At 62.2% G+C, this 23,193-nt stretch carries 23 protein-coding genes and 2 tRNA genes; 5 read left to right on the top strand and 20 right to left on the bottom strand.

Features of this window, described 5'->3' with window-relative positions:
- Window positions 1–9: 9 nt before the first annotated feature.
- Window positions 10–561 carry a translation initiation factor IF-3 gene (gene infC, locus ABNP31_RS09690; protein ID WP_013972005.1) on the bottom strand — a complete coding sequence of 184 codons (552 nt, stop codon included), beginning with the start codon at window positions 559–561 and terminating at the stop codon, window positions 10–12.
- The gene (gene thrS, locus ABNP31_RS09685) at window positions 561–2,483 is read right to left on the bottom strand and encodes a threonine--tRNA ligase (RefSeq protein WP_013972004.1); all 1,923 of its coding nucleotides are present in this window, start codon (window positions 2,481–2,483) and stop codon (window positions 561–563) included. The genes infC and thrS overlap by 1 nt, the downstream gene beginning before the upstream one ends.
- 339 nt (window positions 2,484–2,822) lie before the next feature.
- On the opposite strand from thrS, the gene ABNP31_RS09680 reads away from it, so the two are divergent.
- Window positions 2,823–3,128, top strand: coding sequence for a hypothetical protein (locus ABNP31_RS09680; protein WP_085619064.1), 306 nt, complete (start codon window positions 2,823–2,825; stop codon window positions 3,126–3,128).
- A 162-nt stretch (window positions 3,129–3,290) separates the two neighbouring features.
- Entirely contained in the window at window positions 3,291–3,503 is a 213-nt protein-coding gene (locus ABNP31_RS09675; protein WP_003250656.1) for a cold-shock protein, read from the top strand.
- Between the two features lie 223 nt (window positions 3,504–3,726).
- Here ABNP31_RS09675 and ABNP31_RS09670 read toward each other — a convergent pair whose 3' ends face one another.
- On the bottom strand, window positions 3,727–4,047 hold the full coding sequence (locus tag ABNP31_RS09670; protein ID WP_085619066.1) for an I78 family peptidase inhibitor: 321 nt from the start codon (window positions 4,045–4,047) through the stop codon (window positions 3,727–3,729).
- A gap of 276 nt (window positions 4,048–4,323) precedes the next feature.
- Here ABNP31_RS09670 and ABNP31_RS09665 point away from each other — a divergent pair, with 276 nt between their 5' ends.
- A complete protein-coding gene (locus ABNP31_RS09665) occupies window positions 4,324–4,536 on the top strand; it encodes a hypothetical protein (RefSeq protein ID WP_003260960.1) in 213 nt (70 codons plus the stop codon).
- Here ABNP31_RS09665 and ABNP31_RS09660 read toward each other — a convergent pair.
- From ABNP31_RS09660 to ABNP31_RS09630, 7 genes are all read right to left on the bottom strand, one after another.
- Window positions 4,508–5,509, bottom strand: coding sequence for a nucleoside hydrolase (locus ABNP31_RS09660; RefSeq protein ID WP_350013237.1), 1,002 nt, complete (start codon window positions 5,507–5,509; stop codon window positions 4,508–4,510). The genes ABNP31_RS09665 and ABNP31_RS09660 overlap by 29 nt on opposite strands.
- A gap of 148 nt (window positions 5,510–5,657) precedes the next feature.
- Window positions 5,658–6,056, bottom strand: a complete 399-nt coding sequence (gene rbsD / locus ABNP31_RS09655; protein WP_061550488.1) for a D-ribose pyranase — start codon at window positions 6,054–6,056, stop codon at window positions 5,658–5,660.
- Window positions 6,053–6,961 carry a ribokinase gene (rbsK, locus tag ABNP31_RS09650; protein ID WP_350013236.1) on the bottom strand — a complete coding sequence of 303 codons (909 nt, stop codon included), beginning with the start codon at window positions 6,959–6,961 and terminating at the stop codon, window positions 6,053–6,055. Before rbsK ends, rbsD begins: the two co-directional genes overlap by 4 nt.
- Before the next feature lie 15 nt (window positions 6,962–6,976).
- Entirely contained in the window at window positions 6,977–7,999 is a 1,023-nt protein-coding gene (locus ABNP31_RS09645; protein ID WP_350013235.1) for a LacI family DNA-binding transcriptional regulator, read from the bottom strand.
- A gap of 4 nt (window positions 8,000–8,003) precedes the next feature.
- On the bottom strand, window positions 8,004–8,999 hold the full coding sequence (locus ABNP31_RS09640) for an ABC transporter permease (protein WP_350013234.1): 996 nt from the start codon (window positions 8,997–8,999) through the stop codon (window positions 8,004–8,006).
- Window positions 8,996–10,549, bottom strand: coding sequence for a sugar ABC transporter ATP-binding protein (locus tag ABNP31_RS09635; protein ID WP_025338535.1), 1,554 nt, complete (start codon window positions 10,547–10,549; stop codon window positions 8,996–8,998). The genes ABNP31_RS09640 and ABNP31_RS09635 overlap by 4 nt, the downstream gene beginning before the upstream one ends.
- Before the next feature lie 21 nt (window positions 10,550–10,570).
- On the bottom strand, window positions 10,571–11,527 hold the full coding sequence (locus ABNP31_RS09630; RefSeq protein ID WP_350013233.1) for a sugar ABC transporter substrate-binding protein: 957 nt from the start codon (window positions 11,525–11,527) through the stop codon (window positions 10,571–10,573).
- Between the two features lie 404 nt (window positions 11,528–11,931).
- On the opposite strand from ABNP31_RS09630, the gene ABNP31_RS09625 reads away from it, so the two are divergent.
- Window positions 11,932–13,020 (top strand): asparaginase, encoded by a 1,089-nt coding sequence (locus ABNP31_RS09625; RefSeq protein ID WP_350013232.1) that lies wholly within the window; start codon window positions 11,932–11,934, stop codon window positions 13,018–13,020.
- A 73-nt stretch (window positions 13,021–13,093) separates the two neighbouring features.
- Here the strand turns inward: ABNP31_RS09625 and ABNP31_RS09620 are convergent, their stop codons facing one another.
- The 3 genes from ABNP31_RS09620 to ABNP31_RS09610 form a co-directional block, all read right to left on the bottom strand.
- Window positions 13,094–14,605: a CoA-acylating methylmalonate-semialdehyde dehydrogenase gene (locus tag ABNP31_RS09620; RefSeq protein ID WP_433916056.1), complete on the bottom strand. Its 1,512-nt coding sequence runs from the start codon at window positions 14,603–14,605 to the stop codon at window positions 13,094–13,096.
- Between the two features lie 156 nt (window positions 14,606–14,761).
- Window positions 14,762–15,112, bottom strand: coding sequence for a cupin domain-containing protein (locus ABNP31_RS09615; RefSeq protein ID WP_350013231.1), 351 nt, complete (start codon window positions 15,110–15,112; stop codon window positions 14,762–14,764).
- A gap of 14 nt (window positions 15,113–15,126) precedes the next feature.
- A complete protein-coding gene (locus tag ABNP31_RS09610) occupies window positions 15,127–16,509 on the bottom strand; it encodes an NAD(P)/FAD-dependent oxidoreductase (RefSeq protein ID WP_085663208.1) in 1,383 nt (460 codons plus the stop codon).
- Between the two features lie 437 nt (window positions 16,510–16,946).
- Between ABNP31_RS09610 and ABNP31_RS09605 the strand changes: the two genes are divergently transcribed.
- Window positions 16,947–17,189, top strand: coding sequence for a DUF1654 domain-containing protein (locus tag ABNP31_RS09605; RefSeq protein ID WP_025338527.1), 243 nt, complete (start codon window positions 16,947–16,949; stop codon window positions 17,187–17,189).
- A 14-nt stretch (window positions 17,190–17,203) separates the two neighbouring features.
- Here ABNP31_RS09605 and ABNP31_RS09600 read toward each other — a convergent pair whose 3' ends face one another.
- The 7 genes from ABNP31_RS09600 to ABNP31_RS09570 form a co-directional block, all read right to left on the bottom strand.
- A complete protein-coding gene (locus ABNP31_RS09600) occupies window positions 17,204–17,629 on the bottom strand; it encodes an HD domain-containing protein (RefSeq protein ID WP_003260953.1) in 426 nt (141 codons plus the stop codon).
- 240 nt (window positions 17,630–17,869) lie between these two features.
- Window positions 17,870–18,439 (bottom strand): SPOR domain-containing protein, encoded by a 570-nt coding sequence (locus ABNP31_RS09595; protein ID WP_025338525.1) that lies wholly within the window; start codon window positions 18,437–18,439, stop codon window positions 17,870–17,872.
- Window positions 18,440–18,565: 126 nt separating this feature from the next.
- Complete coding sequence (locus ABNP31_RS09590) at window positions 18,566–19,681, bottom strand: glycosyltransferase family 61 protein (protein ID WP_350013230.1); 1,116 nt, start codon at window positions 19,679–19,681, stop codon at window positions 18,566–18,568.
- 33 nt (window positions 19,682–19,714) lie between these two features.
- Window positions 19,715–20,857, bottom strand: a complete 1,143-nt coding sequence (locus tag ABNP31_RS09585; RefSeq protein ID WP_085663205.1) for a hypothetical protein — start codon at window positions 20,855–20,857, stop codon at window positions 19,715–19,717.
- A 356-nt stretch (window positions 20,858–21,213) separates the two neighbouring features.
- A complete protein-coding gene (locus tag ABNP31_RS09580) occupies window positions 21,214–22,584 on the bottom strand; it encodes an oligosaccharide flippase family protein (RefSeq protein WP_085663204.1) in 1,371 nt (456 codons plus the stop codon).
- A 168-nt stretch (window positions 22,585–22,752) separates the two neighbouring features.
- Window positions 22,753–22,829, bottom strand: a tRNA-Val gene (locus tag ABNP31_RS09575).
- A 202-nt stretch (window positions 22,830–23,031) separates the two neighbouring features.
- Window positions 23,032–23,108 (bottom strand) — tRNA-Val (locus ABNP31_RS09570).
- Window positions 23,109–23,193: the final 85 nt, after the last annotated feature.

The raw sequence follows: 23,193 nt of genomic DNA, 5'->3' as shown, positions 1-23,193 counted from the left end.
CCCGGGAGATTACTTCTTCTTTTTGGGGGCGATGACCATCATAAGCTGGCGTCCTTCCATCTTCGGATGCTGCTCAACGGAGCCGTATTCGGCGAGGTCGGCTTCGACCCGCTTCAACAGCTCCATGCCCAGCTCCTGGTGGGCCATCTCACGGCCGCGGAATCTCAGAGAGATCTTGGCCTTGTCCCCATCGGTAAGGAAACGTACCAGGTTGCGTAGTTTTACCTGGTAATCCCCTTCTTCCGTCCCTGGACGAAACTTGATTTCTTTGATCTGGATCTGCTTCTGGTTTTTCTTGGCTTCGTTGGCCTGCTTCTTCTTCTCGAAGAGGTGCTTGCCGTAGTCCATCACCTTGCAGACGGGCGGTTGCGCGTCTGCAGAGATTTCCACCAGATCCAGCTTCGCTTCATCAGCGATACGAAGCGCTTCATCAATCGAGACGATGCCAATCTGCTCGCCGTCAGCGCCAATTAACCGAACCTCGCGTGCCGAGATATTCTCGTTGATCGGGGCTTTCGGTGCAGTTCGTTTATCGTTTCTCATTTCACGCTTAATAGTCATTACTCCGATTCTAGGCGACCGCGCTGGGCAACAGCGCTGTTGAGCAGCTGCGTGAATTCAGCCACCGGCATGGAGCCGAGGTCTTTGCCTTCACGGGTGCGTACGGCGACGGTCTGCGTTTCGACTTCGCGATCCCCTATAACCAAAAGGTACGGGACCTTGAGCAAAGTATGCTCGCGGATTTTAAAGCCGATCTTCTCATTTCTCAAGTCCGACTTGGCACGGAAACCGCTACCGTTCAGGGTATTTTCCACCTCGAGGGCGAAATCGGCCTGCTTGTCGGTGATGTTCATGATCACGGCCTGGGTGGGTGCCAGCCAGGCCGGGAACACGCCAGCGTAGTGCTCGATCAGCATGCCGATGAAGCGCTCGAACGAACCGAGGATGGCGCGGTGCAGCATGACCGGGCGAACTCGGCTGTTATCTTCGGCGATATAGCTGGCATCCAGGCGTTCCGGCAGGTTCGGGTCGTACTGCAGGGTACCGCACTGCCAGTTACGGCCGAGGCAGTCGCGCAGGGTGAACTCGATCTTCGGGCCGTAGAAGGCGCCCTCGCCCGGCTGGTATTCCCACTCCAGGCCCGATTCGTTCAAGGCGTCGGCCAGTGCGCCTTCGGCACGGTCCCACAGCTCTTCGGAACCCACGCGCTTGGCCGGGCGGGTCGACAGCTTCATGGCGATGTCGGTGAAGCCGAAGTCCTTGTACACGTCCAGGGTCAGCTTGATGAAGTCGGCGGCTTCTTTCTTTACCTGTTCTTCGGTGCAGAAGATGTGCGCGTCGTCCTGCACGAAGCCACGCACGCGCATGATGCCGTGCAGGGCGCCGGACGGCTCGTTACGGTGGCAGGCACCGAACTCGGCCAGGCGCAGCGGCAGGTCGCGGTAGCTTTTCAGTCCCTGGTTGAACACCTGCACGTGGCACGGGCAGTTCATCGGCTTGACCGCGTAGTCACGGCTTTCCGACGAAGTGGTGAACATGTTCTCGGCGTAGTTGGACCAGTGGCCGGAACGCTCCCAGAGAATGCGGTCGACAACCTGCGGGGTCTTGATTTCCTGGTAGCCGTTGACGCGCTGGACCTGGCGCATGTACTGCTCGAGTACCTGGTACACGGTCCAGCCGTTGGCGTGCCAGAACACCATGCCCGGGGCTTCTTCCTGCAGGTGGAACAGGTCGAGCTGCTTGCCGATCTTGCGGTGGTCGCGTTTTTCGGCTTCTTCGATGCGCTGGATGTACGCAGCCAGCTGCTTCTTGTCGGCCCAGGCGGTGCCGTACACGCGTTGCAGCTGCTCGTTCTTGGCATCACCGCGCCAGTAGGCGCCGGACAGCTTGGTCAGCTTGAATGCCTTGAGGAAGCGGGTGTTCGGCACGTGCGGGCCGCGGCACATGTCGACGTATTCTTCGTGGTAGTACAGGCCCATGGCCTGCTCGTCCGGCATGTCTTCGACCAGGCGCAGCTTGTAGTCTTCGCCACGGGCCTTGAACACGTCGATGACTTCGGCGCGCGGGGTCACCTTCTTGATGACGTCGTAGTCCTTGTCGATCAGCTCCATCATGCGCTTTTCGATGGCGGCCATGTCTTCAGGGGTGAAGGGGCGCTCGTAGGCGATGTCGTAGTAGAAGCCTTCGTCGATGACCGGGCCGATCACCATCTTGGCGGTCGGGTACAGCTGTTTCACCGCGTGGCCGACCAGGTGGGCGCACGAGTGACGGATGATCTCCAGTCCCTCTTCATCTTTAGGGGTGATGATCTGCAGGGTGGCGTCGTTGCTGATCAGGTCGCAGGCATCGACCAGTTTGCCGTCGACCTTGCCGGCCACGGTGGCCTTGGCCAGGCCGGCGCCGATGGAAGCGGCGACTTCGGCTACGGATACGGCATGATCGAACGAACGTTGACTGCCATCGGGAAGAGTAATAACGGGCATGGCGCCTCCTCTCCTAGTGGTGACCCCTACCAAAGGTCACGTGGGTTGGGATGAGCCAGTACAAGATCCGACCTGCCTTCCCGCAACGGGAAGCCTGCCTCACAGTGGCAGAAGCCTTTCGGCTTGCCAGGGACGAACCAGAGTGACTGGAAAGAAAAAAAGATAGCTGCAAGCTGCAAGTTGTCAGCTGCAAGCCGGGCATGCTAGCACGCGGGTTGCACGCCAGGCAGAAATATTTGGAAATTACGCCGCAGCGGTGAACTAACGCGGAAAAATTCCTATCAGACCTTGGGAAGCAACCTACTCTTGATGAGACCTTAACCCAAGGAGTAACTGGTTATGCGAGTTCCGTCTCTTCTGGCCCTGGCGGCTGCTGGGGCCCTGCTGCTGCCCATGGCTGCGAACGCCGGCAACTTCCCGCCCGGAAAGGAGGCTGGCTACATGGCCCAGTGCACGCAGGTGGCCAGCGGCCAGGGCGTTGATGCTGCAACCGCGAAAAAACACTGCGACTGTGGCGCCCAAGCCATCAAAAAGAATTTCACCGACGCGGAGATTGCCGACCTCGACAGCAAGGACGGCGTGGACGCTAAGCTGATGCAGAAGGCCCAGACGGTCGTGAAACAGGCCTGCGCACCGAAGAGCTGAAACCTTAAAGCCAGAGCAGACCAGCCATTCTTTGAGCTGGATCAACATCCTGCGAAGGTAAAAGGCGCTAGATGCGCAGAATTAGACTATGATGTGTTCCGTGCTCCGTAGCCTCGGCCGCATTGCACCACTGAAAAAACTAAATGTTCTGGAGATTCACCCATGTCCAATCGCCAACAAGGCACCGTCAAATGGTTCAATGATGAGAAAGGCTACGGCTTCATCACCCCAGCAGGCGGCGGCGACGACCTGTTCGTTCACTTCAAGGCCATCGAATCTGACGGCTTCAAGAGCCTGAAAGAAGGCCAGACTGTTTCCTTCGTCGCCGAGCGCGGCCAGAAGGGCATGCAGGCTGCACAGGTTCGTCCGGAGTAATTCGGATAGCTGTAAAAAAACCCGCCCTTGTGGCGGGTTTTTTTATGGGCGTTTACCAGGCTGCACGCGCTCGCTTTTTTGTAGGAGCGGCCTTGTGTCGCGAAAGGGGCGCGTAGCGGCCCCAGGGTTTCAGCTTCGCAGCATCAATGGCCGGGGCCGCTTTGCGGCCCTATCGCGACACAAGGCCGCTCCTACAGGGACCGCGTCGATCCTCCGGGCTGTGTCAACCGCAGTTGACGCGAATTACCTTGCCCTGCTCGTCCACATTCAGGTTCAAGCGCTCGGAGCGGTACTCAAGGGTAACCACATCATGCGGCTTGAGAATGCGGGCCATCTGCGAGCCACTGGCCTTGCGCGCCTGCTCCAGCAGCTCGGCGCTGGCGGGCTTGCCAATGGCGAAATCGGCGCCGCTGGCTTCGCAGCGGCCATCATTGCCTGCCGGCGTAGCTGGTGCAGCGCCACCAGCAGAATTGCCACCAGTGCTGCAACCAGCCAGGACAGCAGCCACCGCCAGGGTTGCCAGGTAAGCACGGGTACGGAACATGAAGCCTCCTAAATCGGTCCGGGAACTGTCTGATCCGACAGTTCCGCTCATCTTTTGTTGCAAAACCGGTCAAGTCTGCCTGAACTTGCCAGCCGAGGCGAAAACGCAATCGTGACCGGATTTTGCACAACCTGCTGCGTTTGCCATATGCTTAAGCCGCAAGGTCACTGACGCAAAGTCATGATTTAGTGCAAGAAGTGGAGCGCACCCCGCCTCCATCGAACACCAGGGTCAGGTGTTCGCCCCTTCGTCCCGGGCCCCAAGCGAGAGCCTTTCATGAGCAGCCACAGCATCGAAGCCGATATCAAGGTCAAATGGGCCGAAGGCCAGAGCGCGTACAGCCCTGGCACGCCGGAGGAGTTGCTGCTGATTGCCATCGACCTGCTGGTGCGCGATCGCGGCGCCGAGGCGGCACGCAGCTTCTTCGACCAGGTGTTCGAGCGCTACGCGCCGCACACGGCTATTCCAATCGCGCCAAACGGGCGCTGAGCAGGTCGAACAGGCCCTGGGCATCGCCCTCCTCCACCCACATCACGTTGGCAGGCTGCTTGAGCACGCCGTACCAGTCGGCAAGGGTCTGGCCGAAGCTGGGGCCTTCGCGGCTGTCGATGCTCATATGGATGCGCCGGCCGCTGAACAGCTCGGGCTTGAGCAGGTAGGCGATGACGCTGGCGTCGTGCACCGGGCCGCCGGGCATGCCGTACAGGTCCATGTCGTGGGTGATGTAGGCGTTGAGGATATCCACCACCCGTTTGCTGGCCTGGTTGTTCACCGCCGCCAGTTGCTTGAGGCGGGCGTCGCTAGTCAGCAGCTTGTGGGTGACGTCCAGCGGCAGGTAGGTCAGCGGCACGCCGCTGGCCAGCAGCACTTCGGCGGCATGCGGGTCGGCATAGAGGTTGAACTCCGCCGCCGGGGTGATGTTGCCACCGTTGAAATGGGCACCGCCCATGACCACCACTTGCTTGATGCCTTTGGCGATGTCCGGGCGCTGGATCAGCGCCAGGGCCAGGTTGGTTTGTGGGCCGAGCATGGCGATGGTGATGCTGTGGGGCTTGGCGGCGCCCAAGGTGTCGACCAGGTATTGCACGGCATTGCCTTGGGCCAGCGGCGCTTTCGGTTCGTGAACCTGGATGCCGGTGAGGCCTTCTTCGCCGTGCACGTCGGCGGCGTAGATCGGCTTGCGCACCAGCGGGCGGGCGGCGCCGGCGTACACGGGGATGTCTTCGCGGCCGGCCCATTCGCGGGCCAGGCGGGCGTTGCGCGAGGTCTTGTCCAGGCGCACGTTGCCGGCCACAGTGGTGATGGCGCGGATGTTCAGTTCGTCGGGCGAGGCCATGGCCAGGAACAGCGCGACCACGTCGTCGGCGCCGGGGTCGGTGTCGATGATCAGGTCGATGGGGGCGGCCTGGAGGGTGGTGGCTGCGGCCATGAGGGCGATTCCTTGTAGCAGGGGTTTGAGCATGGGTGGCACTCCTGTTGCCTGGATTGGTATTCCTGATACACCGCAAATCCCTGTGGGAGCGGGTTTACCCGCGAAGAAGGCAGCGCGGTGGATGGCACCGGCTTCGCCGGTGTTCGCGGGTGAACCCGCTCCCACAGGGGGCGACGAGCTAGAAAGTCACGCCGGAAATCAGCGCGATGTTGCTGTAGGGCTGGCACTCGCCGGTGCGCACTACCGCACGGGCACTGCGTGACAATTCTTTGAAATCTTCATGGCTCAGCCATTCGCGCTTGCCCAGCTTGCCCTTCAGCCGCTCGATCTCGACCAGCGCCGGTGGCACTACTTTCTGCATCTCTTCGGCCAGCACGTGGCGCTCTACCTGCAATTCGCTCAGCACAACCCGCAACACGCTGGCGAAATCCGGCAGGCCGGGCGTGACGGCCAGGTCGATCAGTTCGACGCCCGGCGGCACCGGTAGCCCGGCATCGCCGATCACCAGGATGTCACCATGCCCCATGCCGGCGATGGTCCGCGACAGGGCGACGTTCAGCAGTGGGGTCTTCTTCATGGCGCAAGCTCCGCCAGGTAGGGAATCGACGGCTGGGCACCGGCGCGGGTAACCGACAGAGCCGCGGCGCGTTGGCCGAAGGTGATGGCTTCGCCCTCCTCCATGCCGCGCACCAGGCCAGCGGCAAAGCCGCCGATGAAGGTATCGCCGGCTGCCGTGGTGTCCAGCGGCTGCACCACCGGCGCGGGGAAGTGCTGGTGGCCCTGAGGGGTGACCAGCAAGGCCCCTTGCGCGCCCAAGGTGATGATCACTTTGCCCGCGCCCAGTTGCAGCAAGCGCTCGCCGGCGCGCCGGGCACTGTCCAGATCAGCCACCGCCACGCCGGTCAGGGCTTCGGCCTCGCTTTCGTTGGGCGTCAGGTAGTCGATGTGGGCGAACCAGCCCGCCGGCAAGGGGCCGGTCGCCGGCGCCGGGTTCAGGATCACCCGCTTGCCCAGTTCACGCCCCCGGGCCAAGGTCCAGGCCACGGTGTCGGCCGGTACTTCCAGCTGGCAGATGATCACCTCGGCCGCCTGCAGCAGCGCATCGAACCGCTGCACCGACTGCGGCGTCAGCAGGCCGTTGCCACCGGGGATGATGACGATGCAGTTCTGGCTGGCGGCATCCACGGTGATCAGCGCCACACCGCTGGACACGCCCTGGCAGGTGCTGACGCCCTGGCAGTCTATGCCTTCCACATACAAGGCCCGGTGCAGTTGCCGACCATAATCATCGTCGCCGACGTTGCCGATCATCGCCACGCTGCCGCCCAGGCGCGCCACGGCCACCGCCTGGTTGGCCCCCTTGCCGCCCGGCACGGTGAAAAAGCTTTCGCCGGGGAGTGTTTCGCCGGCCCGGGGCAGGCGCTGGGCGCGGGCCACCAGGTCCATGTTGAGGCTACCGACTACCACGACCTTGGCACTCATGACATTTCCTTAGCGTTAGCGGTAATCGTTGAACAGGTCCGGGCGCGGCCCGGTGGACTCGCGCAGCACGATGCGCGGGGCGACGATGCGTTGCTCCGCCGCGCCCTGCCGGGGTGTGCCGATACGCGCCAGCAACATCGACGCGGCGCTCTCGCCCAACTCGCGGATCGACTGGCCCACCGTGGTCAACGGCGGGTACACATAGCGGCTGAGCTCGATGTCGTCGAAGCCGATCACCGACAGCTCTCCGGGTACGTTGATATTGCGTTCGGCCGCGGCGCGCAGCACGCCGAAGCCGATCATGTCGTTGCCGGCGAAGATCGCCGTGGGCCGCTTGCCCTCCAGCAACCGGGTTGCCACCGCATGGCCCCCCGGGCTGGTGAAGTCGCAGTGCAGCACGCGGTCGCCCAGCACCGCTGCGCCGGCCTCGGCCATGGCGCGACGGAAGCCGCTCAGCCGCAGCTGGGTGACCCCGGTCTCGGCGGGGCCGCCGATGTAGGCGATGTCGCGGTGGCCAAGCTCCAGCAGGTGGCGGGTGGCCAGGTAGGCGCCCTGCTCGTGGTCGATGCGCACCAGGTCGGCATCGACGCCGTCCAGTTCGCGGTCGACGATCACCATTGGCGTGCGCACGCCAGTCAGGCTTTGCAGCAGGTCGCTGTCCTGGCCCACCGAAGCCACCACCAGGCCGTCGATACGCTTTTCCAGCAGTACGCGCAGATAGCTGCGCTGCTTTTGCGGGTTGTCGTCGGAGTTGCACAGGATCACGCAGTAGCCGTTGCGCTCGCAGGCGTCTTCGATGCCCCGCGCCAGTTCGGCGAAGTACGGGTTGACGCTGTTGGGCACCAGCAAGCCGATGGTGGCCGTGCTGCGCGCCTTCAGCGAGCGGGCCACGGCGCTGGGCACGTAGTCGAGCTCGGCGATGGCGGCTTCGACTTTCAGCCGCACCTGCTCGCTGACCGGCCGGGTCTTGTTCAGCACATGGGACACTGTGGTGTAGGAAATGCCCGCCAGTGCCGCGACGTCTTTGATGGTTGCCATGTTTTCAGTTCCGCCGGCCTGCACGCCGGCTACGGTAAGTGTCGAGCACCACGGCGATGACGATCACCGCCCCGGTGATGATGCGTTTGGTCGGTTCGCTGGCACCGATCTGCGCCAGCCCTGCGGCCAGCACCGAAATGATCAGCACGCCAAAGAAGGTGCTGATGACCGAGCCACGCCCGCCCATCAGGCTGGTGCCGCCAATCACCACGGCGGCGATCACCTGCAGCTCCAGGCCGGAGCCGGCATTGGGGTCGGCGGCTTCCAGGCGCGAGATCTGGAACAGCGCAGCCAGGCCGGCAAGCAGGCCCATCAGGGCGAACACCAGCACCTTGTACGGGCGCGGGTCGATGCCGGCCAGGCGCACGGCCTCTTCGTTGGTGCCGATGCCGATCAGGTAGCGGCCGAACACCGTGCGGGTCAGCACCAACTGGGCCAGCACGATCACCAGCAAGGCGATGATGAACGCCGGCGAGATGCCGAATGCAATGGGGTTGGAGAACCAGGCATAGGCATCGCCGATATAGGCGGTGCGCGAGTCGGTGAACTGGTAGGCCAGGCCGCGGGCCATTTCCAGCACCCCGAGCGAAACGATGAACGACGGAATGCGCCAGGCCACGGTGACGCCGCCGGTGATGCTGCCAGCCAGCGCGGCCACGGCCATGCCCAGCAGGGCCGAAGGCAGCACGCCCCAACCCCAGCCGAGGATCGCCACGCTGACCGTCGAGGCTGCCAGCGCCAGCACCGAGCCCACCGACAGGTCGATGCCGCCAATGATCAGTACGAAGGTCATGCCCACCGCCAGCACCATCAGGTCGGGGATCTGGTTGGCCAGGGTACTGAAGGTGTTGTACGACCAGAAGTGGCTGCTGAGGAACGAGAACAGCACGATCATCGCCAGCAAGGCGCCGGCCAGGCCCAGGTAGGTACCCAGACCAAGATAGGCGCCACTGCGGCGCACCGGTGCGGCGCCTTGGCTGTCGAGCGGGGTGGTTTTCATGCATCCATCCTGGGAGCTGCGTCATGCAGCAGTGCGTCACGTTTCTGATAACCGGCAAAGGCCGCGGCCAGCAGCTGGTCCTGGCTCCAATGGTCACGCTCGAAGGTGTCGATCAGGCGACCGGCCGACAGCACGGCGATGCGGTCGCAGATCAGCATCAGCTCGCGCAGGTCGCTGGACACCACCACCAGGGCCTTGCCCTGGCGCGCCAGCTCGGCCAGCAGGCCATAGATGTCGAACTTGGCGCCGACGTCGATGCCACGGGTGGGCTCGTCGAACAGCAGCACCTGGCAGTCGCGCTCCAGCCAACGGCCGATCACCACCTTCTGCTGGTTGCCGCCAGACAGCTCGCCCACCACCTGCTGCGGGCCGGCACTGCGAATGCGCATGGCCTGGATCTGGCGCTCGGCCAATGCCGCTTCGGCTTCGCCATCGAGCACCCCGGCCCGTGATACCGCACCGAGGTTGCCCAGGGCGATATTGGCGCTGATCGACTGCGTCAGCAGCAGGCCCTCGCCTTTGCGGTCTTCGGTGATCAGCGCGATACCGGCCTGCACGGCAGCCTTGGGCGAGTCGATGGTGACCACCTGCGGTGGCTGGCCGAGGGCGATGCTGCCGCTGTCGGCACGGTCGGCGCCGTAGATCAGGCGCAACAGCTCGGTACGGCCGGCACCGATCAGGCCGGAGATACCGAAGATCTCCCCTGCCCTGACCTCGAACGACACTTCACGCACCTTGTCGGCACGGCTGAGCTTGTCGACCTTGAGCAGCGGCGCGCCGATCTGCCGCCTGCCCAGGTCGATATGCTCGCCCAGCTCGCGGCCGACCATCAGGTTGACCAGTTCGGCGCTGCTGTAGCGCTGTATCGGCTCGTCGCACACCAGCTTGCCGTCGCGCAGCACGACGATGCGCTGGGCCACGCGCTGCAGTTCTTCCAGGCGATGGGAGATGTAGACGATGGCCACGCCACGTTGGCGCAGGCGCTCTATCTGGGTGAACAGCAGCTCCACCTCGCGCGCGGTGAGCATGGCGGTGGGTTCATCGAAGATCAGCACATGGCAGTCGCCGATCAGGTTGCGGGCGATCTCGACCATCTGCTGGTGGCCGATGCCCAGCTCGCCGACCGGGGTGTCCGGGTCGATGGCGTCGAGGCCGACCTGGGCCATGGCGGCCGTGGCCAGTTGGCGCAGGCGCTTTTGGCTGATCCAGCCGAAGCGGCCGGGCAGGTTGTCGAGGAACAGGTTTTCCGCCACGGTCAGCGTGGGCAGCAGGTTCAGCTCCTGCATGACCATGCGCACGCCGAGGCGCTCGGCCTCGCTGCGGCTGCCAGGCGCGTAGGCCTGGCCGCGGTAGTGCATGTGCCCGGTGGTGGGGGTTTCCAGGCCACTGATGAGCTTGGACAGGGTGCTCTTGCCGGCGCCGTTCTCACCGGTCAGCGCCAGCACTTCACCGGCACGCAGGTTCAGGCTGACCTCGCCGAGCACGGGCTGGGCGTAGGTCTTGCCCAGGCCGCTGGCGGCGAGCACCACTTCATTGGCCGATGCAGGCATGGCCGTTTCTCCTGCCAGCGATCAGGGCTTGGTGATGAGTTGGACCGGGGTCTGGATGACGTTGTCGGCATCCACGTCAGGCTTCTCGCCCTTGACCATTTTCAGCGCCGCCTGGATGCCGTACACCGCCTGCTGGCTGGCCGCCTGGTCGAGGGTGGCGAGCACACGGCCATCGGCGAGCATCGGCTTGATGGCGTTGATGTTGTCGTAGCCCACCACTTGCACCTGGCCGGCTTTGCCAGCAGCACGCACGGCCGACACGGCGCCCAGGGCCATGCTGTCGTTACCGGCCAGCAAGGCTTTCAGGTCGGGGTATTCGTTGAGCATGGAGGCGGCGACGGCGTTGCCTTTGTCGATTTCCCAATTGCCGCTCTGCACCGAGACGATCTTGATCTGCGCGGCCTCCATGGCCTCCTTGAAGCCGGCGGTACGCTGCTGGGCGTTGGTGGTGGTCGGCACGCCTTCGATGATGCCGACCTGGTCGCCGGCCTTGAGCTTCTCGTTGGCCAGGTAGTCGCCGACCAGGCGCGCGCCCTTGCGGTTGTCGGGGCCCACGAAGGGCACACTGATGCCTTTGCTCTTGAGCAGCGCCGGGTCCAGGCGGTTGTCGATGTTGATCACCACCACGCCCTGGTCCATGGCCTTCTTCACCGCCGATACCAGCGCCTTGGAGTCGGCCGGGGCAATGACCAGAGCCTTGGCGCCCGCGTTGACCATCTGCTCGACGATGCGAATCTGCTCGCCGGTGTCGGTCTCGTTCTTGATGCCGTTGGCGATCAGCTCGAATTCATCGGCGTGGGCTTTCTGGTAGTCCTTGGCGCCGTCTTCCATGGTGCGGAAGAACTCGTTGGCCAGCGACTTCATGACCAGGGCGACCTTGGGCTTGTCTTCGGCGTGGGCGGCCGAAAACGGCAGGGCCAGGGACAGCGAGGAAATGACCGCGAGGGCCAGCAGACGACCGGGGAACGGCAGTTTCATGGACGATGACTCCGGATCTTGTGTTTTTTGTCGGATCGCAAACGTTTGCGTTGCCTAACTATGGAAACAGGACCGGGGTTTGTCAAATCCGTTTGGCTGTGGGAGGTCAAGTCGAGCCTGGGGCAGTTTATCCGGATTTTTTCCGAAAAGCCGAACGTCTTTTCCTGCGTTTGTTCGGAATCTCGAATGGAACGCACCTTCATGCAGGAGCGGCCTTGTGTCGCGATGGGCTGCGCAGCAGCCCAGGCAATTTGTGTATTCGCCCGTGAATCTGGGGCCGCTACGCGCCCCATCGCGACACAAGGCCGCTCCTACAGGCAGCGCGCACATGCCTGGTACGAAACCTGCCTTGCACCCTGTGCGACAAAACAACCATCTCATTAGGAAGAGAGAGAACAATAACGATGAATGCCGCACTGAAAACCTTCGCCCCCAGCGCACTCGCCCTGCTGCTGGTGCTGCCAACCACCGTTTCGGCCAAAGAAGCCGAAACCCAGCAGAAGCTGGCCAACGTGGTCATTCTCGCCACCGGCGGCACCATTGCCGGTGCTGGCGCCAGCGCCGCCAACAGCGCCACCTACCAGGCCGCCAAGGTGGGCGTCGACAAGCTGATCGCCGGCGTACCGGAACTGGCCAACGTGGCCAACGTGCGCGGCGAGCAGGTCATGCAGATCGCCTCTGAGAGCATCTCCAACGACGACCTGCTCAAGTTGGGCAAACGCGTTGCCGAACTTGCCGAAAGCAAGGACGTGGACGGTATCGTCATCACCCACGGCACCGACACCCTGGAAGAAACCGCCTACTTCCTCAACCTGGTGGAAAAGACCGACAAGCCGATCGTGGTCGTCGGTTCGATGCGCCCGGGCACCGCCATGTCCGCCGACGGCATGCTCAACCTGTACAACGCCGTGGCCGTGGCCAGCGACAAACAGTCGCGCGGCAAGGGCGTGCTGGTGACCATGAATGACGAGATCCAGTCCGGCCGCGATGTGAGCAAGGCGCTCAACATCAAGACCGAGGCCTTCAAGAGCGCCTGGGGCCCGATGGGCATGGTGGTGGAAGGCAAGTCCTACTGGTTCCGCCTGCCGGCCAAGCGCCACACGGTCAACTCCGAGTTCGACATCAAGCAGATCAGCAGCCTGCCGCAGGTGGACATCGCCTATGGCTATGGCAACGTCACCGACACCGCCTACAAGGCGTTGGCGCAGAATGGGGCCAAGGCACTGATCCATGCCGGTACCGGCAACGGTTCGGTGTCGTCGCGGGTAGTGCCGGCGCTGCAGGAACTGCGCAAGAACGGCGTGCAGATCATTCGCTCGTCGCACGTCAACCAAGGTGGTTTCGTGCTGCGCAACGCCGAACAGCCGGACGACAAGAACGACTGGGTCGTGGCCCATGACCTGAACCCGCAAAAGGCGCGGATCCTGGCGATGGTGGCGATGACCAGGACCCAGGACAGCAAGGAGCTGCAGCGGATCTTCTGGGAGTACTGATCACTAGTACCCCTGAAATGCAAACAGCCCCGCTGCGTGGGCGGGGCCGTTTGCTGTCAGCTAGCCGAATGCCTCAGTGGCTGGTCGGCATCGCGAACTCCGCCCCCTTGGCAATCGCCTGCGGCCAGCGCTGCATGATGCTCTTCTGTTTGGTGTAGAAGCGCACCCCTTCCTCACCGTAGGCATGCATGTCACCGAACAGGCTCTTCTTCCAGCCACCAAAGCCATGCCAGGCCATCGGCACCGGGATCGGTACGTTGATACCGACCATGCCCACCTGGATACGGCGGCCGAACTCGCGGGCGATGTGGCCGTCGCGGGTGTACAGGCTCACGCCATTGCCAAACTCGTGGGCGTTGATCAGGTCGACCGCTTCGGCAAAGTCCTTCACCCGCAGGCAGGTCAGTACCGGGCCGAAGATCTCTTCCTTGTAGATGCGCATGTCCGGGGTGACGTTGTCGAACAGCGTGCCGCCCAGCCAGAAACCGTCACCACAACCTTCGCCAGCCGCCTGGCCGTTGAAGGTGCGGCCATCGACCAGCAGTTTCGCGCCCTCCTTCACGCCTTGCTCGATGTAGCCGGTGATGCGCTCCAGCGCCGCGCGGGTGACGATCGGGCCCATCTCGGCTTCGAGGTTGGTACCGTTCAGCACTTTCAGCTCGCGGGTACGCTCGATCAGCTTGGGCATGACCTTCTCGGCAGTATCGTCACCGACAAACACCGCCACGCTGATCGCCATGCAACGCTCGCCAGCCGAGCCATAGGCGGCACCGATCAGCGCATCGACCACCTGATCGATGTCGGCGTCGGGCATCACCACCAAGTGGTTCTTAGCCCCGCCCAGCGCCTGCACGCGCTTGCCGTGGCGGGCACCGGTTTCGTAGATGTGGTTGGCGATCGGCGTGGAGCCAACGAACGACACCGCCTGCACATCCGGGTGCTCGATCAGCGCGTTGACCGCGTCCTTGTCGCCCTGCACGACGTTGAACACGCCGTCCGGCAGGCCGGCCTGCTTCAGCAGCTCGGCGATGAACAGGCTCGGGCTCGGGTCCAGCGGGCTGGGCTTGAGCACGAAGGTGTTGCCGGTGGCCAGGGCGACCGGGAACATCCACATCGGCACCATCACCGGGAAGTTGAACGGGGTGATGCCGGTGACCACGCCCAGCGGCTGGCGCAGGGTCCAGTTGTCGATGTTGGTGCTGACCTGGTCGGTGAAGTCGGTTTTCAGCAGCTGCGGCGCGCCGCAGGCGAACTCGACGATCTCGATGCCGCGCATCACCTCGCCCTGGGCATCGGTGAACACCTTGCCGTGCTCGGCGGTAATCATGCGGGCCAGGTCGTCGCGGTGCTCGTTGAGCAACGCCAGGAACTTGTTCAGCACCCGCGAACGGCGCAGTGGCGAGAGGTTGCTCCAGGCCGGGAAAGCGGCCTTGGCCGACGCCACGGCGGCGTCAACGTCCGTTTGCGCAGACAGCTGCACCTGGCCGGTGACCACGCCGGTGGCCGGGTTGTAGACCGGCAGTTGCTGGCCGCTGGTGGTCTCGGCCAGAGCGCCGGAGATCCAGTTCATGATGGTTTGGGTCATTGTGGTTATCCGAAAATGGTTGATGGATGCGGCGGCCATGTGGGAGCGGGTTCACCCGCGAAGAAGGCAACTCGGTGCATGGCACCGGCTGCGCCGGTGTTCGCGGCTGAAGCCGCTCCCACAAGGATCGGGGCAGGCTTCCAGCTCTGGCGCAAATCAGTAGATGGCGTAGACCTTGCGCACGGTTTCCAGCACGTCCCAGCGGCCAGTCCAGCCTGGCGGCAGGATTATCAGGTCGCCGCCGGTCACTTCCACCACCTCCCGGGTGCTGTCGTCGGTGAGCAGCGCCTTGCCGGAAATGATGTAGGTGAACTCGGTGTCAGGGCGGTCGACCACCGGCCAGCCGCCGGGCTGGCATTCCCATACGCCGAGGTTGCCGATCGCTTCCGGGGCCTGCTTGCTGATGGCGATCTGCGGGTCCCCCTTGTCGGCGCCGGCACGCTGACCGGCAGGGTTCAGTGGCAGTGCCTTGATATCGGCGTGCTTGATGACGGTGAACGAAGGCATGGAGTTTCTCCTTGTCAATGGGCGCCGGTGAGCTTTTCCAGCAGCATCGCGGTACGTGAAGGTTTGTGGGTGTAGCGCTCTTCCAGATCACTGAGCGACGCGGCAGCCAGGCCGCTGTTGATGCCGAACCAGCGCAGCGGTTCTGGCTCCCAGGATGGCGAGCGGTGGTTGACCAGGGGCAGCGTGTTGATGTCTTCATCACGCTCGAGAATCAGGTTGCGCAGAATGCGCCCGGCCAGGTTGCTGGTGGCCACGCCATCACCGACGTAGTTGCCGGCCCAGGCCATGCGCTGGTTGCGGTCGATGCTGACGGTCGGGCACCAGTCGCGGGAAACACCCAGCGCGCCACCCCAGCGGTGGGTGATGCGGGCGTCGCGCAGGGCCGGGAAGAATTCGAGCAGGGTGTCGTGGATCTTGCCGTGGATGCTGTCCACCAGGTCAGCCTGTTCGGGCATGCTCGAGCCCCATTTGTAGGGCGCGCCCCGGCCACCGAACACCAGCCGGCCTTCGGCGGTGACCTGGCCGTATACGCGCAGGTGGCGCATGTCGTTGAACGCCAGGCGGTGGTCGAGGTTGAGCCGGGCCAGCAGTTCACGCGGCAACGGCTCGGTGGCCAGCACCAGCGAATACAGCGGGATGACGAAACGCGACTTGCCCGGCTGTTGCGAAGTGAATGCCTCGGTGGCCCGCACGGTCATGCCGGCACGTACCGAACCGTGTTCGGTGTGCACTACGCCCGGGGCCATCTGGGTGACCGCCGACTGCTCGTAAATTGTCGCGCCCAGGCTTTCGACCAGCTTGGCCAGGCCACGCACCAGCTTGCCGGGGTGGATGAGCGCGCAGTGTTCGGTGTAGAGGCCGCCAAGGGTGCCTTGGGCGCCGGTCCGGGCATGGGCTTCGGCAGCCTCCAGCACTCGCCACTGGTCAGGCAGCCCGAAGCGCGCCGAAGATTCCACGGCCGCACGCGCCCGCGCCATCTGCGGGGCGCTGCGGGCCAGGGAGAGGAAGCCCTGTTTGGCATAGTCGGCATCGACCCCTTCCAGCGCCAGCACCCGGCCGATCTCGTCGACCGTTGCGTTCATCGCAGCCTGCAGGTGCAAGGCCGCATGGTGGGAATACAGTTGCTCCACCCGGTGCAGGGAAATCGGGAAGATCGCCGAGGCCCAACCGCCGTTGCGGCCCGAGGCGCCGAAGCCGACGGCGTTCTTTTCCAGCAGCACCACGCGCAGCGACGGGTCGCTCTTGAGCAGGTAGTAGGCGGTCCACAACCCCGTGTACCCGGCACCGACGATCACCACATCGGCATCGGCCACGCCGTCCAGCCGGGCCCGTGGCGCGCTCGGGGCAAACCATAGCGGTTTGTTGGGTAACAGGGACAAATCGGATTTCGCTGACATGCTGGTGGCTTCCCGTTGGCGTTTGCGACTGGTGTGGAGGGCTTCGTCTTGTCAGTAGTGACCAGTGCGTGTTGGCCTGAGGTTATGCGGGGTTGGCGGGGGGTGGTATCGACCATTTTCAATAGACGGAGCCATCAGCCATACAAATGTATGAACGATCATCAGCACTTGCAGTTGCGCGGTACCTGTGGGAGCGGGCATGCCCGCGAAGCATGCGACGCGGTGTATGGCACCGGCTTCGCCGGTGTTCGCGGGCATGCCCGCTCCCACAGGGTCTCCCGCATCAGAACCCTACGATGAGAAGCCTGTGGAATACCCTGGATAACGCTGCGCACGGATCGGCCCAGGCTTGAGCACAGTTTTCGCCTGACAAGCTGTTGCGAAATTACTTACAGTGAAATACTGTATGTGCATACAGCAAAAACAAGGAAACACTTGTGTCCAGCACCGCCTCCGCCACCCCGAGCAGCTATGAACAACTGGGTATACGCATCCAGAAGATCATCAACAGCCCCACTGCCCAGCGCAGCCGCGCGGCGCTGATCTTTCGCCTGGAACAGGAAGCCCCGGAAGACTGGGAAACCCTGCTCGAGGAAATCGCCGAAAACGATAACGTCACCCTCGCCCACCGCGACGATGGCGGTGTGCAGATTTTCTGGACCGTACCGAAGGAAGACTGACCGCGTATTCAACCTCAGGCCAACGCCTGCAGGTAGGCGCTGGCTTCGCGGTAACGCGCCAGCCGCGCCAGGTCGGTGGGGCCTGGGCAGGGGATGCGCGAAAGGTCGCTGTTGTCGGCCAGGTCGGCCAGCTTGACGGTGCGCGCCAGCGGGTCACCGCCCAGGCGCACCACGAAGTCCTGGTAGGCCTCGCCCTCACGGCGGCTGAGCGCCAGCAAGGCGGCAAGGATTTTCAGCGCGAAACCCTCGCGCGCCAGGTCGGACAGGGTCAGCGGGGTGTCTTCGATCACATCGTGAAGCACCGCGACAATCCGTTGTTCGGTTGTGGAAACCCGCATCATCACGCGTAGCGGGTGGAGGATATAAGCAGCCCCACCCTTGTCGTATTGCCCTTCATGCGCCCTGGCGGCCACGGCAATGGCCCGCTCCAGTGTAGACATGAGGCCCTCCCCGTTCGGCTTCTTCCTGCCAAGCATAGCCAAAACTGTGCGGACAATGTCTAGCGCGCGTTTGACTGCTCGAAATCCGGAAGCTGGCGCACGCCCTGTAGGAGCGGCCTTGCGTCGCGACGGGCTGCGAAGCAGCCCCGGGATTTCGGCATCACAGCAGATTCTGTGGGGCTGCTTCGCAGCCCGTCGCGACGCAAGGCCGCTCCTACAGGCCCTACGCACACAAGGTTTTCAGCGCGCTGCGCCGTGCTGGATCACCACCGAATCGGTACCCAGCTTGGCCATCACCTCGGCCTTGCGTGCTTCGGCTTCCTCACGGCTGGGGAACGGCCCCATCAGCACCACCGGCTTGCCGTCGCGGTACTCCACCGAGGACGGGATGCCCTTTTCGATCAGGCGCGCGGTCATGTCGCTGAGCGCGCCCATGTTGGCGCCCTGGATCACTTCCACATCCCAGCCTTGCGGGGCCGGCTGGCCTGCCAGAGCTTCGGCGCGACGCTGCAGCTCGGCGCCGCCACACATCTCGCGGATGCGCAGGTTGTTGCCGCTGTCGTCGACGATGATTTCGTATTGGCCATCGCGCTTGATCGCCACGTAGCTGCGGTAGGCTTCGTACTGCCCGGCATCATCCTTGCCGCGGACCTGGCCGCAGATGGTGCCCTGGGTGTCGATCCGCACGTTGCCGAACTTGGCGGTCTTGGGGTTGTGCAGGTGTTCGGCCACCTGTTTGTGCACGCCTTCGACCTCGTTCTCACAGCCCGCCAGGGCGAGCACTGCCATTACCACAGCCAGTTTGCGCACGCGTGTACCTCCAGATTCGAAGGCGCGGATTCTAGCACGCCCTCCCCGGGCAAGGACCGCGACCATACGTTACACCGTGCAACCAGTGGCCATGCACCTCAGGCAGTCATGGCATGCCATGCCTCGTCATGACGGCAGTAGATCCAAGGTCCGTTCGAGCTCATCGAGGTCGATGCGGAAGCCACTGCCATCGGGTATTCCGACCACAAAGCCGAAATGCTGTTGATCGCGATCAGTCAGGTACTTGTAGAAGCAGACAAAGCGATCAGGTGGCTGCAGCGTCAGCACCGAAGCGCCGGGCGACAGCACATTCATACCGTGGATGAGCTGGCTGCCTTCGACGCCCACCACTACCCTCGCCCCGGCACAGGTTTCCACGATGGTTGCCAGGTCGCACTTCAAAGGGGCAAGGATGCGAAAGCCGCGATGTTTTTGCAGATGTTCGGCGATCTCCAGTTCGTTGTGCAGCAGGCGCGGATCCCCATCACCGCCCCGCAAGATGAAAACCCCCGGGTGAGACTGGTAATTTACCCGCGACAACAACTTTTGGCCCATGGCGCGGTATCGCTCGGACTGGTTTGTGTTGTGGCTGAAGTCATCGAACAGCACCAACTCTCGAAAAAAGGCCGTGTGCAGCCGAAGCGGATGCATGCCAAGCCATTCTTCGTACTGCGCAGCCTGGGAAAAAAGGGGGAGCCTGCCCGAGGGTGCCGTGGTGACCGGCACGCCTTCGTTACGGGCCAAAGCATATGTGACGCAATCCTCGGCCAGCCACGTTCCAAACCAGCGGTTGCCGTAACGTGAACAATAAGCGGCCCCACGCTCGACCTCTTGCTCCACGACGATTCGCGGCAACCCGTTGGGCCGGTCAGACAGCCAGAAGCTGGCATTGTTTTTGTAGAGTGCGCCATCGATCAGAACGACGTCCTTGATCAGATAGCCCCTGGTAGGGGCCTGTGCGACGCTGCCCAGCCCCTCCATGGTCCGCCGCGGATGCTCGAAAGGAAAGAAACGTTTCGCTTCCCAGCCGGTCACTCGCTCCAACTGATTCGGCAGAAAGAAAGCGGGAGGCGCTGGGGTGACCTCGACCGGGGCGATATCCCAGGTCCTGACCGCAAGGTTCTTCAGGTTCTCCGACGGCTTTCGTACCAGCCGCTTTCTTGCGAGGTACTTGTACGCGGCCAAGCTCCAGCTTTTATGGTCGGATCCCTTCGTGTCTACATCCGAAATGTCGTTCATCATGCAGCGCTCTCATTGAAAGGCTATCTTTCACGCTCAGTTGCACACTACTTTTTCCAGAATGGGAGGGGACTGGAAGTGAGCATATCGATCACGCAAGTTCTCCAGCAGCAGTTCGCCAGGCGCTTTCGCACAGTAAATGTATATCTTGAATAATCCACCGAAGACCATTTCACGATAGCGGTCGACAACTTCGTCGTCACTTGGCCCATCCGGCAAACCCAGATGCAGTGTGAGCCTGCTGTTCTCGACGGCAAATAACGGGAATTCCCAGAGAAACTTGGCGATGCCGGTCTTCGGCAGCCGGACGAACATATAAGCCTGGTTGCCCAAGGTATCCACATCACCGCCGCGCCGGCGCTTCCATTTCAAAAGCCCATCGTCAGGACGTGCCAGACATTGGCCGATATCGTAATAATCGAAACCCTGCTCGATGGCCCATTCCAGGGCCATGAAGGTAGTGATCGAGTTGACCTCGCGCAGTCGTTTTGGGTCGTTGAAGACGGCCTCCGGGTAGCCAAAGCGAAGCGTGCTCCAATAGCGCTTGCCGGCCCGGGTAATTACACAACCGAAATGACAGGCTACAACCTCGTCGCCTTTCATCACGAGGTCGAGCCGGCCAACGGTCTTGGCGATGCGCAACACGTCCTGGGAATCGAACTGTTTGGCATACAGGCCATGCCGCGCCTGGGCATAAGGCTGCAACATTTCCCGGTCGGCCTTGCCAATCTCCTCGTCCGTCAGCACCTGCTGCATGCGGTACAGTGGCCGACACTTGCGGATGTTGCGGCGCAGTTCACCGTCGTAGCGGGCGATGATCTCTTCCAGCGGACGCCCCAAGGGGATGATGGCACTCAGATAATGGGGCACGTACAGGGCACCTGCACTGGGCATCTCGCTGATCAACACCCTATGGGACGCGGCGCCAGGCTGTTGCGTGCCATCACCGGATTTGGTGTCGGCCTCGGGTTTGCCGCCGATGAGCAGCTTGGCCATTTCCTTGCGGCTCTTTCGACCCACATATAAGACTTCGTAGTCGTTACTTGCCTGCAGCCGAAACCTGGTAATTTCCCAGCGCCACAAACACGCGCGCCCCATTATATCCTGAGCCCAAGTCAAGAACTTTCTTATTTCGAAGCGCATCGACGGCGTTATGAGCTTTCGTATGTGCTTTCTCATTTCATGCCCTTGGAGCTCATCCAGTTAACAGGTAATAAGCGCTGTCAAATAAACAGCCAATAAACCTTGGCACTTAAACGCCTCAGGCTGCCAGATACCAAAAGATTAAAGATCTGCGAAAAAGATCTGTCAAGACACGCTTAATCATTGATTATTCAATGATTAGCCAGTGAAAACTGTATGTTTTATGGCGCCATTTTTTCTACTTGTGGATATGGCGAAAGATAACAACAGCATACCTGACCATGCGGCCTCAGAGGCCGGCTGATGCAGCCTCCCCTCCCAGGCGCTGGAACCTTTCGCGGCCCATGTGTCTACCGACCACACGCTCACCTGCCTGCGCCTTCACGGCCCAATCAGGTGAACAGGCTGGTTATCATTTCACCGAAAAAGACGCCGATCAGCAGGGCAGGCAGTACTACAACCTCGCGCTTCAGGTCCAGCAGCCCCAGCTTGCGGTTGACAGGAAAAATCAGGAAAAGCGTGAAGAAGGTATGCAGCGCCACACCCCAGATGGCATAGCTCACGCCACCGATGGCCATGAGGACCGGCAGCAGGATAAACAGCGAAACGACCCGGATGATGTTGTCCATCGCCACGTATTTGGTCAGCCCCAGGGCCAACCAGAGCTGGTGTGCCAGCGTGAAGCGCAAGGTGAAAAGAGAGAGCGAGAGAATGGCCATGGTATTGCCGGCGCCGACATAACGGTCGTCGTACAGCCAACTGATCAACAGCGGGCTGGCAGTCAGCAAAAAACCGCAAGCGAACAGCGAGGTCAGGTCGAACAGCACCCTGGAACGGTAGTAAAGGCTGCGCACCCGCTCTTTGTCGCCACTTCTCGTTGCCTCACTGAAGGCCGGCAAGGCGACTGCCCCCGCCAGCCGCAGCAGGACCGACTGAATGGCCCCAAGGATGGCGACAGCGATGGAATAGACCCCTAGTTCCGCGACCGACATACTTCCGCCGAACCAGATCCGGTCACCCTGCATCGCCAGCACCCCTACGGAGGACGACAACAAGATCCAGCGCCCGTAATCGAACACCTCGCGCAGCGCGGCGGGGTCCCATCGCAGGCGGTTGCGCGGCCCCTGGAAGACCAGGTGACTGAGTACGGTGAAAACCAGTGTGCTCAGCAGCCCCGCCGCCACCAATGACCAGATGGAGCGGGTGAGATAGCCTGCCACGAGCATCACGATCAAACCGACAAACTGTGCAATCAGTTCGGCGATCACCACCTTCTTCTGCTGGAAGACACGGATGGCCACATCGACCTTGGGCGACTGGAAGCCATAGATGATCGCGGCGAACCCAGACAAAGCCAGCACCATCGGTAGCTCTGGAGCGGCGTAGGTGGAATGGGCCGGCCACAGTTCGATGTACTGCGTGAATTTTGCCCCAAGGGCCAATAGCAACGTCAGAAGGAACAGCACAAACCCACGGATGACTTGCACCGTCCACACGGTATCGAGAAACAGCGGTTCGTCGCCGCGCGAGCTCTGAATGACGTTCGGCCGCAGCCCAACATCGGAAAGCAGTTGCAGCACCACTGAAACAGTGGTTGCAATGGCCATCACGCCGAACATTTCCGGCACGAGCAAGCGGGTGATCACCAGATTGCCGCCCAGTCGCATGACCTGGGAAGCAAAGACAGCGAGAAGGTTCAACGCACTGGCCAACATGGCCCGTTTGCGCAGGCTCAACGGAAGCGACACATCAATCGAAGGCATAGCCGCATCTCTGACCCCATCGCTAGAGACTCACTATAGTCGCAATTCGCTATGCGGCCTTCCGACGAGACTGTAGCGCGTGAAATCGCCCTCCGTTGGGCACGACAAAAACAAAAGGGCGACCCCTTGGGGTCGCCCTTTTGATGCCCGGTAGCCGGGACTTTCGTTTGGTAGGCACAATTGGACTCGAACCAACGACCCCCACCATGTCAAGGTGGTGCTCTAACCAACTGAGCTATGTGCCTGTCGTGTGGTGCGCATATTAGTGACCGAATGCGTACCTGTAAAGCGTTTTTTTGAGAAAAATCAAAAACTTTCGAGTTTTCTACACATGGGGCCGCCTTGCCGAAGCACGGCATTGGTCGGATGGGCTGCGCACCAGCCCCTGGCCGCATAAAATCACAATGAAAAAAGGGGTGACCCTTTCGGATCACCCCTTCTTCGATTTGGTAGGCACAATTGGACTCGAACCAACGACCCCCACCATGTCAAGGTGGTGCTCTAACCAACTGAGCTATGTGCCTGTCGTGTGGTGTGCATTCTACCCATTCCAAAAACCATGTCAATACTTTTTTTCGCGCTAACCTACTGAATCTTAAACTCTTTATA

This window comes from Pseudomonas asiatica (assembly GCF_040214835.1).
GTDB classification, from domain to species: Bacteria; Pseudomonadota; Gammaproteobacteria; order Pseudomonadales; family Pseudomonadaceae; genus Aquipseudomonas; species Aquipseudomonas putida_Z.
Note: the sequence above shows the minus strand (reverse complement) of the source record. Positions and strands in the feature narration are given on the sequence as shown.

Excerpts from the sequence above, each read along its gene's own strand:
- infC (WP_013972005.1), bottom strand. The coding sequence starts at position 561 with ATGACTATTAAGCGTGAAATGAGAAACGATAAACGAACTGCACCGAAA.
- rbsD (WP_061550488.1), bottom strand. The coding sequence starts at position 6,056 with ATGAAGAAGACCCCACTGCTGAACGTCGCCCTGTCGCGGACCATCGCC.
- ABNP31_RS09680 (WP_085619064.1), top strand. The coding sequence starts at position 2,823 with ATGCGAGTTCCGTCTCTTCTGGCCCTGGCGGCTGCTGGGGCCCTGCTG.
- ABNP31_RS09600 (WP_003260953.1), bottom strand. The coding sequence starts at position 17,629 with ATGTCTACACTGGAGCGGGCCATTGCCGTGGCCGCCAGGGCGCATGAA.
- ABNP31_RS09625 (WP_350013232.1), top strand. The coding sequence starts at position 11,932 with ATGAATGCCGCACTGAAAACCTTCGCCCCCAGCGCACTCGCCCTGCTG.
- ABNP31_RS09665 (WP_003260960.1), top strand. The coding sequence starts at position 4,324 with ATGAGCAGCCACAGCATCGAAGCCGATATCAAGGTCAAATGGGCCGAA.
- ABNP31_RS09645 (WP_350013235.1), bottom strand. The coding sequence starts at position 7,999 with ATGGCAACCATCAAAGACGTCGCGGCACTGGCGGGCATTTCCTACACC.
- ABNP31_RS09620 (WP_433916056.1), bottom strand. The coding sequence starts at position 14,605 with ATGACCCAAACCATCATGAACTGGATCTCCGGCGCTCTGGCCGAGACC.
- ABNP31_RS09660 (WP_350013237.1), bottom strand. The coding sequence starts at position 5,509 with ATGCTCAAACCCCTGCTACAAGGAATCGCCCTCATGGCCGCAGCCACC.
- ABNP31_RS09640 (WP_350013234.1), bottom strand. The coding sequence starts at position 8,999 with ATGAAAACCACCCCGCTCGACAGCCAAGGCGCCGCACCGGTGCGCCGC.
- ABNP31_RS09580 (WP_085663204.1), bottom strand. The coding sequence starts at position 22,584 with ATGCCTTCGATTGATGTGTCGCTTCCGTTGAGCCTGCGCAAACGGGCC.
- ABNP31_RS09635 (WP_025338535.1), bottom strand. The coding sequence starts at position 10,549 with ATGCCTGCATCGGCCAATGAAGTGGTGCTCGCCGCCAGCGGCCTGGGC.
- ABNP31_RS09670 (WP_085619066.1), bottom strand. The coding sequence starts at position 4,047 with ATGTTCCGTACCCGTGCTTACCTGGCAACCCTGGCGGTGGCTGCTGTC.
- ABNP31_RS09610 (WP_085663208.1), bottom strand. The coding sequence starts at position 16,509 with ATGTCAGCGAAATCCGATTTGTCCCTGTTACCCAACAAACCGCTATGG.
- ABNP31_RS09615 (WP_350013231.1), bottom strand. The coding sequence starts at position 15,112 with ATGCCTTCGTTCACCGTCATCAAGCACGCCGATATCAAGGCACTGCCA.
- thrS (WP_013972004.1), bottom strand. The coding sequence starts at position 2,483 with ATGCCCGTTATTACTCTTCCCGATGGCAGTCAACGTTCGTTCGATCAT.
- rbsK (WP_350013236.1), bottom strand. The coding sequence starts at position 6,961 with ATGAGTGCCAAGGTCGTGGTAGTCGGTAGCCTCAACATGGACCTGGTG.
- ABNP31_RS09590 (WP_350013230.1), bottom strand. The coding sequence starts at position 19,681 with ATGATGAACGACATTTCGGATGTAGACACGAAGGGATCCGACCATAAA.
- ABNP31_RS09585 (WP_085663205.1), bottom strand. The coding sequence starts at position 20,857 with ATGAGAAAGCACATACGAAAGCTCATAACGCCGTCGATGCGCTTCGAA.
- ABNP31_RS09630 (WP_350013233.1), bottom strand. The coding sequence starts at position 11,527 with ATGAAACTGCCGTTCCCCGGTCGTCTGCTGGCCCTCGCGGTCATTTCC.
- ABNP31_RS09675 (WP_003250656.1), top strand. The coding sequence starts at position 3,291 with ATGTCCAATCGCCAACAAGGCACCGTCAAATGGTTCAATGATGAGAAA.